General features: G+C 40.6%; 20 protein-coding genes. 16 read left to right on the top strand and 4 right to left on the bottom strand.

Annotated features, from left to right (window positions below; genetic code table 11):
* Window positions 1-59: 59 nt before the first annotated feature.
* The 11 genes from V7O62_RS03890 to V7O62_RS03840 all read left to right on the top strand — a co-directional run bounded on the left by V7O62_RS03890 (window position 60) and on the right by V7O62_RS03840 (window position 10884).
* Window positions 60-1856 (top strand): histone deacetylase, encoded by a 1797-nt coding sequence (locus V7O62_RS03890; RefSeq protein ID WP_406657709.1) that lies wholly within the window; start codon window positions 60-62, stop codon window positions 1854-1856.
* Between the two features lie 7 nt (window positions 1857-1863).
* Window positions 1864-2940, top strand: a complete 1077-nt coding sequence (locus V7O62_RS03885) for a histone deacetylase (protein WP_406657708.1) — start codon at window positions 1864-1866, stop codon at window positions 2938-2940.
* 14 nt (window positions 2941-2954) lie between these two features.
* Complete coding sequence (locus tag V7O62_RS03880) at window positions 2955-3791, top strand: GNAT family N-acetyltransferase (protein WP_406657707.1); 837 nt, start codon at window positions 2955-2957, stop codon at window positions 3789-3791.
* Between the two features lie 162 nt (window positions 3792-3953).
* The gene (locus V7O62_RS03875; RefSeq protein ID WP_406657706.1) at window positions 3954-4541 is read left to right on the top strand and encodes a hypothetical protein; all 588 of its coding nucleotides are present in this window, start codon (window positions 3954-3956) and stop codon (window positions 4539-4541) included.
* Between the two features lie 41 nt (window positions 4542-4582).
* Window positions 4583-5500, top strand: a complete 918-nt coding sequence (locus V7O62_RS03870) for a V4R domain-containing protein (RefSeq protein ID WP_406657705.1) — start codon at window positions 4583-4585, stop codon at window positions 5498-5500.
* 11 nt (window positions 5501-5511) lie between these two features.
* Window positions 5512-5847 carry a hypothetical protein gene (locus V7O62_RS03865; RefSeq protein ID WP_406657704.1) on the top strand — a complete coding sequence of 112 codons (336 nt, stop codon included), beginning with the start codon at window positions 5512-5514 and terminating at the stop codon, window positions 5845-5847.
* Entirely contained in the window at window positions 5844-6920 is a 1077-nt protein-coding gene (locus V7O62_RS03860) for an RAD55 family ATPase (RefSeq protein WP_406657703.1), read from the top strand. The genes V7O62_RS03865 and V7O62_RS03860 overlap by 4 nt, the downstream gene beginning before the upstream one ends.
* A 24-nt stretch (window positions 6921-6944) precedes the next feature.
* The gene (locus V7O62_RS03855) at window positions 6945-7712 is read left to right on the top strand and encodes a hypothetical protein (RefSeq protein ID WP_406657702.1); all 768 of its coding nucleotides are present in this window, start codon (window positions 6945-6947) and stop codon (window positions 7710-7712) included.
* Between the two features lie 9 nt (window positions 7713-7721).
* Window positions 7722-9506 carry a hypothetical protein gene (locus tag V7O62_RS03850; RefSeq protein WP_406657701.1) on the top strand — a complete coding sequence of 595 codons (1785 nt, stop codon included), beginning with the start codon at window positions 7722-7724 and terminating at the stop codon, window positions 9504-9506.
* Between the two features lie 32 nt (window positions 9507-9538).
* Window positions 9539-10291, top strand: coding sequence for a GNAT family N-acetyltransferase (locus tag V7O62_RS03845; protein WP_406657700.1), 753 nt, complete (start codon window positions 9539-9541; stop codon window positions 10289-10291).
* A gap of 20 nt (window positions 10292-10311) precedes the next feature.
* On the top strand, window positions 10312-10884 hold the full coding sequence (locus V7O62_RS03840) for a hypothetical protein (protein WP_406657699.1): 573 nt from the start codon (window positions 10312-10314) through the stop codon (window positions 10882-10884).
* Window positions 10885-10915: 31 nt separating this feature from the next.
* Here the strand turns inward: V7O62_RS03840 and V7O62_RS03835 are convergent, their stop codons facing one another.
* Window positions 10916-11611, bottom strand: coding sequence for an RAD55 family ATPase (locus tag V7O62_RS03835; RefSeq protein WP_406657698.1), 696 nt, complete (start codon window positions 11609-11611; stop codon window positions 10916-10918).
* 191 nt (window positions 11612-11802) lie between these two features.
* Between V7O62_RS03835 and V7O62_RS03830 the strand changes: the two genes are divergently transcribed.
* Both V7O62_RS03830 and V7O62_RS03825 read left to right on the top strand, forming a co-directional pair.
* Window positions 11803-12210, top strand: coding sequence for a hypothetical protein (locus V7O62_RS03830; protein WP_406657697.1), 408 nt, complete (start codon window positions 11803-11805; stop codon window positions 12208-12210).
* A gap of 5 nt (window positions 12211-12215) precedes the next feature.
* Window positions 12216-12938, top strand: coding sequence for a MinD/ParA family protein (locus V7O62_RS03825; protein WP_406657696.1), 723 nt, complete (start codon window positions 12216-12218; stop codon window positions 12936-12938).
* 21 nt (window positions 12939-12959) lie between these two features.
* On the opposite strand, the gene V7O62_RS03820 is transcribed toward V7O62_RS03825, so the two are convergent.
* Window positions 12960-13634, bottom strand: a complete 675-nt coding sequence (locus V7O62_RS03820) for a hypothetical protein (protein ID WP_406657695.1) — start codon at window positions 13632-13634, stop codon at window positions 12960-12962.
* A 200-nt stretch (window positions 13635-13834) separates the two neighbouring features.
* Here V7O62_RS03820 and V7O62_RS03815 point away from each other — a divergent pair, with 200 nt between their 5' ends.
* Both V7O62_RS03815 and V7O62_RS03810 read left to right on the top strand, forming a co-directional pair.
* Window positions 13835-13960, top strand: a complete 126-nt coding sequence (locus tag V7O62_RS03815; RefSeq protein ID WP_406657694.1) for a hypothetical protein — start codon at window positions 13835-13837, stop codon at window positions 13958-13960.
* Window positions 13957-14169 (top strand): hypothetical protein, encoded by a 213-nt coding sequence (locus V7O62_RS03810; protein ID WP_406657693.1) that lies wholly within the window; start codon window positions 13957-13959, stop codon window positions 14167-14169. The genes V7O62_RS03815 and V7O62_RS03810 overlap by 4 nt, the downstream gene beginning before the upstream one ends.
* 25 nt (window positions 14170-14194) lie before the next feature.
* Here the strand turns inward: V7O62_RS03810 and V7O62_RS03805 are convergent, their stop codons facing one another.
* Together V7O62_RS03805 and V7O62_RS03800 are read right to left on the bottom strand one after the other, a co-directional pair.
* On the bottom strand, window positions 14195-14575 hold the full coding sequence (locus V7O62_RS03805) for a transcriptional regulator protein (RefSeq protein WP_406657692.1): 381 nt from the start codon (window positions 14573-14575) through the stop codon (window positions 14195-14197).
* 102 nt (window positions 14576-14677) lie between these two features.
* On the bottom strand, window positions 14678-15847 hold the full coding sequence (locus tag V7O62_RS03800; RefSeq protein ID WP_406657691.1) for a DUF2117 family protein: 1170 nt from the start codon (window positions 15845-15847) through the stop codon (window positions 14678-14680).
* A gap of 80 nt (window positions 15848-15927) precedes the next feature.
* On the opposite strand from V7O62_RS03800, the gene V7O62_RS03795 reads away from it, so the two are divergent.
* The gene (locus V7O62_RS03795; protein ID WP_406657690.1) at window positions 15928-16626 is read left to right on the top strand and encodes a metal-dependent hydrolase; all 699 of its coding nucleotides are present in this window, start codon (window positions 15928-15930) and stop codon (window positions 16624-16626) included.
* The last annotated feature ends 158 nt before the right edge of the window (window positions 16627-16784 follow it).

Genomic DNA, 16784 nt, shown 5'->3' with positions numbered 1-16784 from the left:
CAATGTCTTCCTATTTTTCAGAAAATTCTTCAGATAGTTTGAGTTCAAACGTTTCACCTATGGGGAAATCTTTACTTGATATTGTAAAAGAAGGGCCGGCTGAAATAAGTAGTTCTATGGAGGCAAAAGAAACAGTCGGAGAAGAAAATATCCCTGATCAGGAAGAATTCCTGGATAGTGACTTTGAAGAAAGTTCCGATATCCCCAACGAACATTTGGTTAACACTGTCTCAAATCAAGATACAAATCTGTTTTCAGGTGCATTCGAAGAAATCGAATATCAGTCTGTTGAATTAGAATTACCGGAAGAGCAGCCTCCTGTGGTACGTGAAGAAAATACTTCCAGGTATGCACAAATTGTGCAGGATGCTTTAAAATCCTCTCCTAAGCAAAAAGTACAAACTGTCCTTGGGCCGGAATCTGATCTCCAGGATTCCTGTTTAGTTGATGTCCGCAAAACCGATTTTACAGAAAAGAACAAGGATTTATTGTCTACAAAATCGGAGGATAGCACATATACCTCTGAAAAAGAAGGCGACCTTTCTGATAATAGTGTGAAAGAAGGGGTAGTATCGCCTCCAAAAAAGTCGGTGATCCAAAAACCGAATTTGTCTGCAAAAGTTGAGTCCGAAAAAGCTGCCAGCTCCAAATTCGAGAAGAATGTGAAGTCCAATATCTTCTCTGATAATGAACAGAAAAGCTTTTTCGAAATGGAGAAACCGGACTCTTTGAAAAAGGATATTCATGAGGATGTTCTCCCGAAGAGAGGAATAAAGGAAACTCCTGTGCCTGAGATAGCATTCCTTTATAACGAAAAGCATGTTGAACATGATCCTTCTTCATTGTCCATCAAGACCTATGAGAATCCGGGACGTCTTGTAAAAGCTATGTGGTATCTTGAAAAGAGTGGTATCTTCAGGAATGAAGAATGTACCTTGATAAATGATTTTGATATGGCAACTGAAGAAGATCTTCTGAGGGTTCACGATGAGTCGTATGTCGGATTCGTAAAATCCTATTCTACGGCTGGTGGAGGCTTTTTGGGAGACAGTACATACATGACGCCAAAGTCATATGATGTAGCAAAATTGTCTGCTGGAGCTGCTATAAAAGCAGGTTCTCTGGTGGCTGACGGTAAATACCCATATGCTTTCGTAATGACCCGGCCTCCAGGACATCATGCAAGCAACAGCAGGTATGGTGGTTTTTGTCTTTTCAATAATGGTGCCATTCTTGCCAGATATCTTCAGGAAAAAAAGAATGTGGAGAAGGTCCTGATAATTGACTGGGATGCACATGCAGGAGATGGTACGATGGATATATTTTATAATGACCCTACAGTTTTGTTCGTATCCTTGCATCGTGACCCGCATGGCTTCTATCCACGAAAGGGTTTCTCAGAAGAAACTGGAGACGGCCCCGGCAAGGGATATACTGTTAACGTTGAAATGCCGGTGGATGCAGGTAATGAAGAATATGCGTTTGCCTTTGAAGAGGTTGTGATCCCGCTTATTAAGAGTTTTTCTCCTGAATTCATTATCTGCTCGTGTGGATTCGACGCGTACTACAAGGAAAAGAACATAGGACTGAGACTTACATCAGATGGTTTTCATCGAATGACTTCAATGATCAGGTCTCTTTATCCGAAGAATTTCATCCTTCTTATGGAAGGTGGCTATCATGACTTTAATGGACAATTGTGCCACAGTGTGCTAAGTGCACTGCGGGATGAACCAAATCCTGTGGAGGATCAATTCGAGATGTCAAGTTTCAAAAAGAATCAGCAGCAAAAGATTCTGGCAGATACTCAGGCCAAGATAACCGAAGTGAAAAAACTCATACCTATGCTAATGTGAGGTGCTTATGGTTCATATTGGTCTGACCTTCAATGAAAACCATAAATTACACGATCCTCTGCTAAACGGTTTTCCCAGTCCGGAAAGCCCACAGCGTCTGGATAGGATTTTTTCCTATCTGTCGCAAAATGGAATTCTCGATAATGGGATATGCTCCCTTTTCAAATCTGATCCGGCTTTGATTGAGGATATTTCCAGGGTACATACCAGAGGGTATATTGATCTGGTGCAATCAAGTATCAGACAATCAGTCAGGCATCTTGGAAATGATACCTATCTATGTGATTCTTCCTTTGAAGTACTCCTGCAGGCATTAGGTTGTGTTATTCATGCAGGTGTTCTCGTTGCAAGAGGTACATGTGACCATTCATTTGCACTGATCCGACCTCCTGGCCATCATGCTGGAATCTCTAATTCAAGTGGTTTTTGTCTTTTTAACAACTCTGCCATTCTTGCACGATACTTGCAGGAAAAACTTAGTCTTAAAAGAATTGCAATACTCAATATTGATGCACATGCTTCAGATGGAACTTACAGTATCTTTTCCGGCGATCCGAATGTATTATGCATTTCGGTCCATCAGGACCCATCAACCCTTTATCCGTACACATGTTTTATAAAGGATATTGGTGTCTATCCTGCGCTTGGTTTTTCTATTAATATGGAAATGCCGCCCCGATCGGGGAATGCGGAGTATGCAATTTTCTTTGATGAAATTGTAGAAAAAGTACTTAAGAAGTTTGACCCTGAAATTGTCCTTCTTGAGTGTGGTTTTGATTCATATTTCAAAGAATCACTTGCTCAGCTAGACCTTACCGTTGATGGTTATTACAATATTGTTTCCAGACTTGCAAGCAAGTGGAATGTGGTATGTTTGCTGGAAGGAGGTTATCACGAAGATCTGGGTTTACTGGCATCAGTGGTGATTGAAGGTCTTATGGGCAAAAAGACTATTGCAGATGAAGTTGATCAGGTAGATTTACTAGCTTCCAGGCACATGGGAACAAGGAAGATTTTTGTAGAAAAACTCTCGAAACTGAAGATGGTACTCAATCCTTATTGGGAATCTGACATTATTTTATAAATGGTTGTTATCTTATGATCGAACTTGCAAAAACCAGTGATGGCTTATCTTTCTGCATTCTGGAATATCCTTTTGAACTTGACAAGCTGAAAGTTGGAGAGTTCACCTATTTTAAAAAGCATCTGGGTATGGCAGATTATATGGCCAATTTCAAAAGCTGGCTCAAAAGACCTGCAGTGTTCTTGATTTTGATAATTTCAAATGGTACTATTGTGGGCTGGTCCATGAATGAAAAATGGAACAAACCATCTGTAAATAGCAGGCCAGTTTTCGTACTGAGAGCAATTGAGATATCTCCCGAATTGTCCCGCAGAGGTCATGGAAGAAATCTTTTCTCTCTGGTTTCCGGTTTACTTCCGGGTCATATGATAACAAAGCCTGTAAATGAAAATGCCCGTATATTCTTTGAATCCTTGGGCTTTATGACTCCGGGTGTGCACAGTCCCATAAACCTTAATGATCATCCTGGTTATCTGGTATTATCTGAAGATGAAAAATCCTCTCTGGAATCCGGTGCTATGAATGAGTTCAAGGAACAGGTCCTTTCTGCAAAAAGCAAGATGTTCCCAAAAGAAATCACCATCCGCGTGAAACCAGAGAACCTTGAAGAAAGCGATGACTGTGAAAATTTGGAAAAGGACTATCCCGATTCTCCTGAAAAAGTTTTGGGTCAGTCACAGGTAATTGCTAACACCGAAGGAGATTTTGAAGGCGATCAGAAAATGATGACGCCCTGTGATTGCGGAAGCTATCATGCCGGAAAGTTTCTTCAGAAAGATTCCAGAACTGGGACCGCTTTTGTTTGCCTGCAGTGTGGTGCAGAGCGCTATTTCCTTCCGCTGAAGAAATAGGTCTGATATTTTAGTTCAGTATATTGTCCATTGCTTATCGGCAATTATTTTTATATAAATATCTCGATAGAAGAGTATTAATAGACGTAGTACAATACGTTAAATAATTATAATTATACTAATATATTATATTTTAATCAAACACATTCATGGTGTAGTTCAATGGCTCAAGAGCAGGGTATAGCAAAAGTAGATCTGACTTATATTTTCAAAGCAGTAATGATGGGTAATTCCCTGTATTCGGATAACTGGGAAAAAGGTGTTCTTTACCTGACAAATCTTAACCTATGGTTCTCAGAAGGCGGTGGATGGGTGACCATACCGCTACAGAATATTACTATGGTAGGCAGGGAGGTAACTGACTCTATCAGAATGAAGGCACAAAGATCCATAGGGACTACACATGTCCTGATTATAGATTATCTTCAGCCTTCCAATGTAGTTCAGGGTGCCAGCGCTTCTTCTTCTGCGTTGCTGGCAGGCAATGAGGCAGTGATCAACACTTTAAAATCTTATCTTCAGCCAATGTGCGGTACTCCGCCTAAAAAGCAATCCCTTTCCGACCTGGATAAAAAATTGCTTTACATGTTGTACACAGGTGTCAATGATATGCAGAAGCTTGCTTTCTTCATTGGAGCTGACACCCAGACTCTGGCTGAAAGTTTCAAGAGCCTGAGAGATCAGAACTTATGTGATAATTCAGGAAACCTGACTGAGGAAGGGACGAAACAAATACAGGAGATGATGTGAAATGCGTCTTTTAAGTTCTTCTTATTCGGGGAGGTTTAGTTATGAGTGAGATACCTCCGGGCTTGCCTCCTTTCATGACTGATTCAGCGGGAGGTCCGCCCGCTATGTCTGAAGGCAGCTTTGCACAGTCTATGGGAGCCTTTGGTACACTTCTTAAAGTTCAGCAAAACATAACTGAAAGGTTCCCCAGATGTAAGGTTCCCTGGAATGAAACACGCAAATTCCTGAAATGCTTCACTATAGATGCTATCAGATCCAGTTCTCTTTACAAGTTCCATATGAAGCTTTTCAATGAGATCGGGCTCGGGTCAATGCAACTCATCTCTTATGCACCGATGAACTATATTTTTGCAGTTCCGAATAATCCAATTTGTAATTGTTATCCTGCATTGAACAATCAGAAGGTATGTGTAGCTACCACAGATGCACTGCACAGGTTCTTTAAGGAGGAGCTGGAGCTTGACTGTTCAGTTGAGGAAATAGAATGCATCAAAAATGGTGATCCTGTATGCAAGTTCAAGGTGGCATTGCAGCCCATATCTGCCTACCAGATAATGCTGGATGAGCAGGACAAGATGATCCTTTCCGGTGTTCGTCCGCCTGTTGAACAGAATGAACTCATTGAAAGAGTGAAAGCATTAACAGTGTATAAATTACTGGACAATGGCAAGTTGTCTGAGATCGGGAATGCCTACATGCAGTTTGCAGGAAACATGAATGTTCAGGAAAAAGTATTCGATCCTCCCTGGAAAACAGAAGAAGAAATAGCTGCTGTTGCTGCAAAGCATGGCACTTTCGGAGCAGCGTTTGGTGAAATGGCACAGAAGATACAGGAAGTCCCGCAAGCATCTGCACCGCCTGCTGAAAAGGTACCAGATGAAGATAAGCCGAAATTACAGGAAGAGGCCGAGAAGGTGGACAGTTTTGCCGAACTTATGGCTAAAATGAAGAAAAATTGAGAGGCTCAAAAATGCCAGGTTTCAGAAAAGATCCGTATGACGATCATCTGTCAGATTTCGTCGGTGCGAATGTTCGTGTGATCACAAAGACTGCACATTACAGAGGACTATGTGTGAAAGTAGAGGATGGTAGCAACAATATACTTCTTAACAATGTGCTACAAAAAAACGATGTAGGATGGGTCGATATCAGTGATCGGATGTTAGTAATGGGTTCTGCAATAGAATCAATCTATATTGAGAAAAGTTTCCCCTTTGACAGTAATGAATCTCTGATCCTGGCAATTGAGAAGGGTGATTTAATGGAACTTGAAGTTGGAACTATGGATTTGGAGGAATTGGAATGAGTACGGAAGTAAGAATACCGACTGGCATCGCAGGCCTTGACAGGGTCATCGAAGGAGGTGTTCGTGATAATACCACATTGCTTGTGGTAGGTTCAAGTGGTACTGGAAAATCAACATTTGCAATGCAATATCTTACCTACGGGCTGGAACATGGTGAAAATGCCTTGTACATCAGCATGGAAGAACCTCCTGAACAGATTCTTCGTGAGGCGAGGATGCTTGGTTTCAATCTTGACAAATTCTATGAGAAAGAATTATTCTTCTTCCATTCCAAAGGTAAGGATTTCGTAAAACTCGTCGATGAGCAATTGCCGGCACTTGTAGAAGCAAATAAGAACTTCTCTGTTAAGACACGTGTTGTTATTGACCCCCTCACTCCCCTTACATGGGCTATCAACGACAAACAGGAACAGCGTGAGATTATTACTAAATTATTCTATACGATGAAGCAATTGGGTCCTGTGTTGATAACAACTGAGGAGCATGCTTCACCCGGTGAAACTATCGGTGAGGATGTGCTCATACCCATATACATGTCTGACGGTGCTGTCCATCTTACCTACCGGCCTATTGGTGGTGCTTTCAACAGGGCTCTTGAGATCGTGAAAATGCGTGCCACAAGACATGGAGAGGAAGTATATCCCTATATTTTTGTACGGGGTATAGGTGTTGTTGTCAGGACCACTCCACTGGTATCGGCAGAGGATATGCGCAAATATGACGATCTATTCGACAAGGCTATCAGGACTGCAGCTGATCTCGGGGCAAATGAAACAGTACTGGAACGTCTTGCTTATGTAAAGGAAAACTGGTCCTATCCGTTCTCACCGAAAGAAACACTGCAGATATTCTTCGAATCACAGGGACTCACTGATGCGCTTACAAAAGAAGAGATTGCCAGGAGAAAGGAAGAGAGCGTACCTTCGGATGTACAGCTTGATATAGCTGAGTTAGCTGCAAGTGGGTCTGAAGAAGTGATACTTGAAGTTCCTGATGCAGATTCAACGGATACCGGGGATGAAGGATTGATAGAGATCGAAGATCTTCGTGAACTGGAAGAATTGATACAGTAACGATAATAAGGTACGGTGAAGCTGGTGGCCAAAAAGACAAAGGATGATCTGGAAGACGTATCGCTTCTGAAATTTGCTCTGGTCTCACAGTTAAAGAGGACCTATAAGGCCAGTGAGGTTGACGTAATAATGTTTGCAGGTGCCGATGGCAGGATATATGCTTCATATATCCCGGAGAGCATCGGGCCTAAAATCTTTGAGCTAACAAACCTGATCAGCCATAACCTGCTTCATGTAAGTCAGCAGCTTGCAATGGGCCTTCGCCGTTCTGTCATTGAGTATGATTTCGGGACCGTGATATTTTCATCCGTTGGTAAAGGGGCCCTTTTGATTTCTCTTTTCACCGGCAAGGCAGATCTTTCGGAAGACATGAACAAGATTGAGGTTGCAAGACAGGTAGTCCAGCACATATTTGAGCAGCGTCCCATGACCAATGACCAGTTATCTAATTATTCCGATGAAGTTGCTTCGGAATTACGGGAACTCTCAAAAATCGTGTTCAATGAAATGTATACCCAGTCGTCTGAATATAAAAAGAACATGGAAATACTTGCCGATATCAAGGAAAAGATAACAGGTGTAATGGGCAGGGGTGAAGTTGAACAGGTACTTGCAATGGCGTTTAATGAAATAGCATCATCTCCCAAATGGATGACCGAAGATCTCTGGCCTTTACTTCTGGAGATGATCATAAGGGATCAGATACGTCCTCTGCATGGTGATTATGTTGCTGATATGTGTGAAGCTGAATGGATACCGGACATTAAGCACAAACTGGAATCATTTGTATGAGGTGTCGCAGTGAACAATGAAAATGGTGCCATTTCTGAATGCTGTCCCGGAGAGGATAATGTGATAGCAGACCTTGATGATGATGTGACTATACCATCCAGCAGGGAAGATGTTTCATTCCAGGATGTCTCAATGTTCCATGAAGCCGATTCTGAATGTCCGGATGAAGAACCGGTAAATATGAAATCAGTTGAAACCCATGTCCTGGAAGATATTTGTGAAAATATAACCGATGTTATCCAGGAATCTTCTGAAGATCATATCGAAATCCCCGAAACGGAAGTATCCATGCATAACGAAGAAGCAGGAGAGGACAAATCTGTCCGGGTTGAGGTCGAAAATTGGGTGAACGACGGGTGTGAAACTGCTGAAAGCTCTCAAGAGCTACACTTATCAATGGATGACATGCCTTATCCTGAACTGGAAAAAAAGTATCTTGAATTAGAAACCCAGTTTGCAGAACTCCAGGAAAAAGTGAACATAAATTTGGATGGCCAGTCCGAAGAATTATCATACATCAAAAATGAACTGTCAACAAGGTCCGGCTTGAGTGATTTCAAGCAACTAAGGAAGGACTTTGATGTTTTTTCCAAGCGCTTAAGGAGGGTCGTGAAAGCAGAAGACTCTATAAGTGCCGAAACACTTGATGCTGCAAAGGTTCCTCCTGATGTACTTGAAATTACTTATGCTAAGACCTTAAATGACCTGTATGGTGCGCTGCTGAATATCTTCGGTGACAGAGAATCCTCGGAGATTGTTGAAAATACCAGGGATAAGGTACGCAATTTCAGTGCAGGCGTCGATTTTTTCAGGTTTGAAAACGGCGTTTTCCATGTGAAAGGTCTTTCTGATGCAACTTCATCAAAGCTTGTTTCTGTAAAACAGATTCATGCGACGTATGTAGAATTATTTAAATTGTTGTCACAACATGTTCCAAATTACAGTTCCCAGGACTTCCGTTCTTTTGTGGAGACCGGAAGCCGTGAATATACTGTTGAGAAGGTTGTATCTCATGAAAGGTCCATTGATTGTATTTGGTCGGAGATCAACAATGCTACAACTGAACTTTCCAACCTGACTGAAAATGTAAAGTTCATAGCTGAACTGCAGAATACTCAACTAGATGACATAAAGTCTAATTCTGCGAATATTGAGGAGATAAATAGCCAGATGCAGGGAATTGCAAAGGCTGTAAATCTGCATACAAAAGCATTGAAAAAAATGAATGGCTCTCTTGAATCGGCTCTGTCCACCGGTAATACGGGTGAGGTATCCAATTTGCCGATTATGGATGCTGATATATCCAAGATTGAGGAGGACTTGAATTCAAAAGCTGATCGCAACGAAGTACTCGGTATTTCCAATTCCTTTGCCGCACTCCGGGAAGAGTTAAAAGGATCGCTTTTATCGATGCAACAGCAGCAACAATCGATGGTAAACATCGAAATAGTTACCAGTATCCAGGCTGAGGTCATGCAATTGCGTGAACAGGTGGAAAGTTTGAAACAGTCCGGGTCAAAGATTCCTGATATCACAGTACCTGAAATGAATACCATGAATGACATCCAGGAATATCCGGCAGGGGATTACGAACAATTAATCATTGAGGAGCTGAAGAACCTTGGTTCTGTAACTCTTAAACAGCTTGAGAACCAGGTAAACTCAAGAGGCTGTATAATTGGTTTCGATGAACTATCTACTATTATAGAGCATATGGAACAGGCACAGTTCGTTACGTCTTTTAAGAAGGGCAGGTATACGTATTTCTCCCTGAAAGAGCTTGCAAACGTCTGAATAAAAAATGGAATAAAATGTCGATCAATGGTATGTCTGTACTGCATAAGGCCGGAAGTATCTCTTACGGCTTAATTGGCTCTGAATCAGTCGTTGATAGCCTTGTCATTGAGGTAGGCCTGGCAAATTTATCCGGCTTCAATTATTTTCACCAAAAATTTGGTATGCCCTATGATTTCCTGCTTAAGAAGTCAATAAGTTCCGGACATGCCTTATTTGTAGCCGTGGATGAACAGAGCAGGCTTTTAGGATTTGCACGATTTGAAAAGATTGCGGATGACGTTGAAAGAATGCATAGGGGAAAGAAAAGTGTTGTAAAACGTTCGGTCCATTTGCTTCGAAGTATAGAAGTTCATCCTTCTTTCAGGCATATTGGAGTGGGAAGACTGCTTTTTGCAATCTCGGTAGAATACCTGAAGTCGAATGTCATAACTATGCCTGACAACTCTGAAGCAGCTCGCTTCTTTAAAGATAAACTTATGTTCGAGAAGATCAACGACAATGATTGTACAGTATCAGCCCGCTATAAGAGTTATTTGCTTCTCGCATATCCCAAGGCAAGAGTTCTTCTGAAAACTGTTGCAGGAAACTATCCGCGAATGGTAATGCCTGAGCTGATCGATTCCTATGAATCCCTGATGTTCAGGTCGAAGATGGGAAAGTCAATATCCAGGAAAGATATTGTCAGATTTGAGGATCTTCTCATGAATTCAAGTCATTTGCTTGATAGAAAACTTCTTAGGGAGATGAATGTTTTCCTGAATAATTTCGTGACCAACTCTTAGAAAGATAACGTGGTATTTTTATGAACCTGGATGTTTTGAGATTGCGTAAAGAATTGTTGAAGTATTGCGGGAAGTATAATGTTCAGGTAAGGGATTCCCATGCGGTATCTTCCGAGATCAGTGTAGAAGAATGCTCAATGATAATCGACGAGATTGTTACAGACCTTGTGGAACCAATTGAAAGTAATATGCGTCGGGAAATTTCCCAGCTATTCAAAGCATGCGAAAACCCCGAGATTCCCTATTTTGAAGTTGTCATGGATATCATGCAGTTCATGAATGAGTTTGTGGGTGATTCACATATAGTGGAGCTTATTTTTGTAAGGGTAAACAATAGTGTTGCAAGGAAAAAACTGGAGATTGAGGACAAGGTGTATTATAGTGATGCAGAGTGGACGCCTGAAGTTTCAGAAATCGCACTGCAAAAGCTCAGGGACTCAGGTACGGAGAGAGATTATAATTTTATGATTGACCAGATAGTTGAAATTCTTTCTTACTCTACAAGTGAAGAAAAACTAAAAACGGTACGCATGCGATTGAATAATATCATAAAAAAGCATAGCCATCGTGAACTTAAGGGTCTGAATATCTGAAGAAACTCAATGTTATTTATTGACTGATTTTTCATTTACAGTTCCGTATCAGGCTAATTCCATGAGGGTCAATTCTGAATAAGTGCTCCCCTGCAACAAAATTGCTTCCTCTTGTCTTAATTATTTCGATATACCGATGAACATTTTTCCGGTCTTTTTTCCTTTTAAGCTGAAGAATCGTGTCAACCATATAAGACCAGGCACTGGAAGTAATATTTTCTTCAGGTATTTCTCCTGTTACCATTAGTATTATTTCTTTTTCCTCAAACTCATAAAAAAGATTCTGGACGAATGTCCTGAGTTCACAGCCTCTAAACTGTCTTTCCTCGAAGGTGCTGTCTATATCTGCAAGGATGGTAATAGGGTCAATTACAACTCTTGAAGGTGAGGAGCTCAACACATGCTCGTTCATATATTCGAATATCGAAAAATCGCCTTTTGAAATGGTGTCTGAACTGATGGGGCAGATCCTGAGTTTTCCTGAGTCAATTACATCTTCGGAAAAAAAACTAAAGGATGAAAGCGATCGGATTATTTTCATTTTTGATTCGGAAAGCAGTGATATATATACACAGTCCTCTCCGTTTTTTGCAGCTTCAAACAGTGACTGAAGGCAGATATTTGTCTTGCCGGAGCCTGCGCTGCCTGCTATCAGAATTGTGGATGGTCTAATGAACCCTCCATCGAGAACCTCATCCAGCCCTCTTATAAAAGATGAACTTCTCATAACGATTTCCCTCCAAATGTATGCTGTGATTCTTTATATATTTGTCGAACTGCAAAAAGATTCAAATATTGTTCTATGCTTCTCATATCGATGTGGGGATGCCGAATTGAGTAGATTTATATATTATCACATCTATTAAATTTAGTAGAGAGTAGAAATATCACTTTATCCATTTTGTTGTGTTGATAATTATGTCTGATCCACAAAGCAGTAATGATATTCTGGAATATCTGTATGATATTGACAGGCGTTTAAAATCAATGGAGTCACGTCTTTCTAAGCTTGAAACATACTCTTCTCCACCGATTGAAGACAAGATGGCCGTTTTTCTTACGGTTCCCGATTCCATCAGGAAATCATTATTTGCTGTTTCGAAATTAGAGTTCTGTACTGCAGATGAAGTAAGTCTTGTTACCGGAAGGCATAGGTCAATAGAAAACAAGTACCTCAACGAACTGTACAGGGGTGGATGGCTTGAGAGGGAAAGAAAGGGTAAAAAGATATATTACTCTATGAAGAGAAAGGCTGAGCAAGAAAAAGATTCTCATTGGTCGGCTGTTGAGGAAGTAGAGGATAAGCTCGACCAGCTATTGGGGTGAGATGTATGCTGTTAAGTTTCCATTCATATAAAGGCGGTACGGGAAAGACTACCCTTGTTGGAAATCTTGGAGTCTTACTTGCGATGGGTGGTGAGAAGGTGTGCATTGTGGACACTGATGTAAACGGTCCTGGTATTCATTCACTCTTTGACATAAAATATAATCTTACACTTATTGATTTCCTGCAGGGCAAATGCAGGGCAGATGATGTCGTCTATAAACATAATGAACTTGAGCTCTATATAGTTCCTGCAAGGGCATGTGAGGAAGATATCTCCTCATTATTCAATACTCCGACAGAAGCTAAGGAAAAGATGTCTGAGCTCATAAATGTCTTACAAAGGGATCTTTCAATGGATCATTTGCTTTTTGATTGCAGCCCGGGAATAAACCGCTCCAGTCTGCTGACGATGAATCTTGTGGATAAGGCTACGATCATCTCCACTGTTGATGTGCAGGATATACGGGGAACTTACATACTTTCCAGTATGGCAGACAAGCTAGGCACCAGGGCAAACCTACTTTTCAACAGGACTCCCCGGGACAAGCAACAGGAAATCGAAGCAGTAATTAAGGATTTCAGTAATAAACTTGGCACCGATCTGCTGGGTTCTATAACCTTTGATGATCACGTTGCACGTGCATGGTCAAGAAAACTCGTCATGGAAGACGATCCGGAATGCGATTATTGCCTGCAGTTAAAGAGTATCGCAAAAAAGCTGATATGATATTATATCTGGTGAAAAGTTTCAGGAAATAGTAAATTCTTTGACTTTATCACCGACTATTTCATCAAGTTCTTTTTTCTCTTCAGGCGTCAGCCTGAATATATCTTTTATTTTTTCCATTTCAGAACTCACATCTGAGTCTGCTTTATCATTTGAAGATGAGTCTATTTGACCGGAAAGAGTACTGTTTTCAGGTTTCAGTATGCCGTTATCGTCTATCCTGAAAATGTTGTCAAATGATCTGCTTATATAGTGTTCAGAATCAGAATTAAAGGAATTTATTTTGAAAAAAGAAAGAATGGTTTTATTTTGTTCCCTTTTTCTCCTGAGGAGCACTGAAAGAAACCTGGAACAGGGTTTCCTGCCAACTTCCAGTGTCAATTCTTCCAGACTATCAAGAACTATAAAGGAATCTCTGCCTGTGATCAGTCTTTCAAGCTTGATCATGGTATTTGTTAAATTTCTTGAAATACCAAGCGACATAACATTTTTGTCGACTGACTCAATTATCAGGTCAGAGGACTCGCTCCAGTACATATGGACAATTGCACCATCAAAAAAGTCATAGTGATACAGAATAAGATCTTTGATGCATTCGGGTATTTCTACCTTTTCTTTATACAGAAAAAGAGAACTTTTACCTTCAATTTCTTTAAGAATATCTTCGGATCGCTGAATTTTTTTTCCATCGTTCATATGTATGGCTCAGCTGCTATTTCTGGTTATATATTTAGGCCTGCTATAATATTAATATACTGGTAACTCTTGAGATTTTCAGGAAAATGTAGCACACTAATTTTCAAAAATCATATGTCATATGAAACAATCTCCTTTTTTACCGGAGTCCCGAAAGGATTAAAGCCTATCGAAACAGATGCTATTTGAGGTGCTTTAGTATGTCAAAGTTCCAGAAAAGAGGTTATGAAAGAAAAGGTGAAAAGAAAAACGTAGAATTAGAAGAAAAGCTGCTACAAGAAAACCTCGATGACCTTAGATCTGAAGGCGGTGAAACCACAGATTGAACATACACTTGAATATAAAAATACTCAACTCCGACGAATCCGGCAAAGAACTGGAAGTCTCGGAGGGCACTACATATGAAAAAGTATTGGACCTGCTTGATATTAATCAGGAAACGGTCCTTATTTTAAAAGAAGGGCAGGCCGTTCCATTTGATGGAATGGCCGTGTCCGGCAACTTAACTATAATGTGTATAGCATCACAGGGTTAAAATTTACCGGGCACAAATGAAGATATCACATTTTACGTGTGATGTTCTTCAGTTTAGTAATGGCATCCATTGTTGTTTTTGTATCTTCTATGATCTTGCGCTCATAGTGCTTGATGATATCTTCAACCGGTGCGGAGAGCTTGTAGATCTTAGTAGGTCTGCCCTTTCCAACAGCTTTCTTGTTGTGGATATCAATCCAGTTTCTTTCGCGCATCTGTCTCATAGCAACACTAACTTCCGGCTGCCTGAGTCCGGTGCTCATCTCAATTTCCTGTGAGGATGCTTCATCTACATTTGAGAGATAAGTGAGTGTTGTTGCGACGTTCCTTGACATTCCCAGACTTTTCAAAGCTTCAATGAACTTATAGTCTGTGTCATCCAGTATTTTGACTTCATAGTCTTTCATAATAACCCCTTATTATATATCTTGCTCATTTTGAGCTCTACAACATAGTATGCAATTATTATATTTAAAGTTATATATGCTCATAATTAAAGTGGAAAAAAATTAATAATTTGTACTGAATTTTATTGCACTGTCAGCCAGCAATCTGACCTGGTCTTTCAGTTTAAATAGAGAATCGAAAGAACCAGAGTCTTGTCCCTGAAATATCTCTGATCGGATCTTTTTCCCAATAATATCATCATAGCCGTCTTTAACCCTGAATATTATAGATCCCGGATAGATGTGCTTCCTGTGCGAAAAACCATCCAGGTCTCCGTCGGTTATTCCGATTATCGGTATTTTCAGCCTGAAAAGTATGTCGCCGGCTATTTCTGTTGTGTCATCGCCAATAGTTATTGCCACCTGTGCGCCTTCTGCAAGTTCAAAGGACCTTTCGGCTTCATGATCGATGATAACAGCCCGTATCGCAGTTGGGGGAGATGTTTGCATAATCTCCGTACTCGTTGTGTCTAAGGCACCTGTCTTGGCTATAGTTAATGCCTGCCTACGTACTAAGAAATTATTGCTTCTTAGGGGACCGCTTTTGACCCAACATTTTGTGATATCTATAGTTTCTCTTTTTTCATATTTATGAAGCTTTTCGAGACCATGTTCTTTGACCTGCGCCCCTTTTATATCACGAATAAGCCCGTCTTCAGTAACGATGTGTATATCTTCAGACATTGCCTGTCCTACGATAATACCGTTGACTAGTATCTTTTCACCCGGATGAACTCCATAGATTTTCCTGATAATCCTGTGGCCATGATCCTCTATTCGTATAGGCCTGACGACTTCCGGCACGTCGGACAGGTTAATCCCAAGCAATTGAGCTATTTCAGTTGCAAGGGCTACCGAACTGTTATTCCACGGAATAACCTCTCCCTCGGATCTTGACGGACTTTCTATCTGTATTAGTGGTTTTTCATTTCTGTCTTTGAGTTTCGAGACCACAATACTTGCAAAAATACGACCATTGTCAATGCTTTTTCCCTGATTAAGCAGGAAAACAGCATCTTTTGTCCGGAAGAAATCTTCAATGCATGCACTTGGCTTAAGTGAAGTAGTTATATCTATGGTTTCTTCCAGATGGGCATCAAGTACTGCGGTCTTACCTATAGTGCCTGCCATTCTGGCAGTTGTTTTCCCAAACCCACTCAAAATATCAATAATTTCATGTGCCATTCCGGAATCTACAACATCCGGTCCGTGAATAACAATTCCAATTTCCATAAATCCAATTAGTATATTTTGTCACAAGCATATAATCATTCTGACACAAAATTATTATTTATTAGAACTATTCTTCGCACATGAACAAAGTTAGACTCACATGGCTTGGACATTCCTGCTTTGAGATCATGCATGGAAGGAGGGTCCTTATCGATCCTTTTATAACTGATAATCCTGCGGCGACTGTTTCTCTCTCTGATCTTGAGCCTGACTTAATCGCCGTAACACACGGCCATCGTGATCATCTTGGGGACACTGTTGAAATCGCCCTGAGGGCCGGTTGCAAGGTCGTATGTATTCATGAACTTTCCCAGTATCTGAAATCCAAAGGAATACTGACTGAAGGAATGAATATCGGAGGTTCTATTGATTTGTACGGGTTCTCCATAACTATGACAGATGCCCGTCACTCATCCTCAATAGATGAGTCTGGTCATACTTTTGATGGGGGACGTGCAGCAGGTTTTCTTATCCGTGCAGGGAATATTTCTATTTATCATGCAGGTGATACCGGTATTTTCAGAGACATGGAATTGATAGGTGATCTTTATCGCCCGGATGTTGTGATACTTCCAATAGGAGGGCGGTATACCATGAATTCCCGGGATGCTGCGCTTGCAGTGAGCATGTTGAACCCAAAAATAGCAATTCCCATGCACTATAATACTTATGAAAAAATAAAGCAAGACCCGGATGTTTTTGTATCGGCTGTAAAAGAAGTATCTGACGCCGATGTAATTGTAATGGAAGTGAATGACAGTATCATATTTCAGGACTAAAAATACATAACTGACTTCCTTTTTATAATATTCCTATGGTTAGATTTATATTTCATCGTGTCGAATGTACCTTAGGCAAAAGTCGATTATAATTATTAAAACATATATCCCCTCTAGTTCTCGTCATAGGACTTTTGCCTTCCTCAAAATCTAAGTTG

The organism is Methanolobus sp. ZRKC2, from assembly GCF_045291185.1.
In the GTDB taxonomy this organism is placed as follows: domain Archaea; phylum Halobacteriota; class Methanosarcinia; order Methanosarcinales; family Methanosarcinaceae; genus Methanolobus.
The sequence above is the reverse complement of the archived record's forward strand: the minus strand, read 5'-3'. Positions and strand labels throughout refer to the sequence as shown.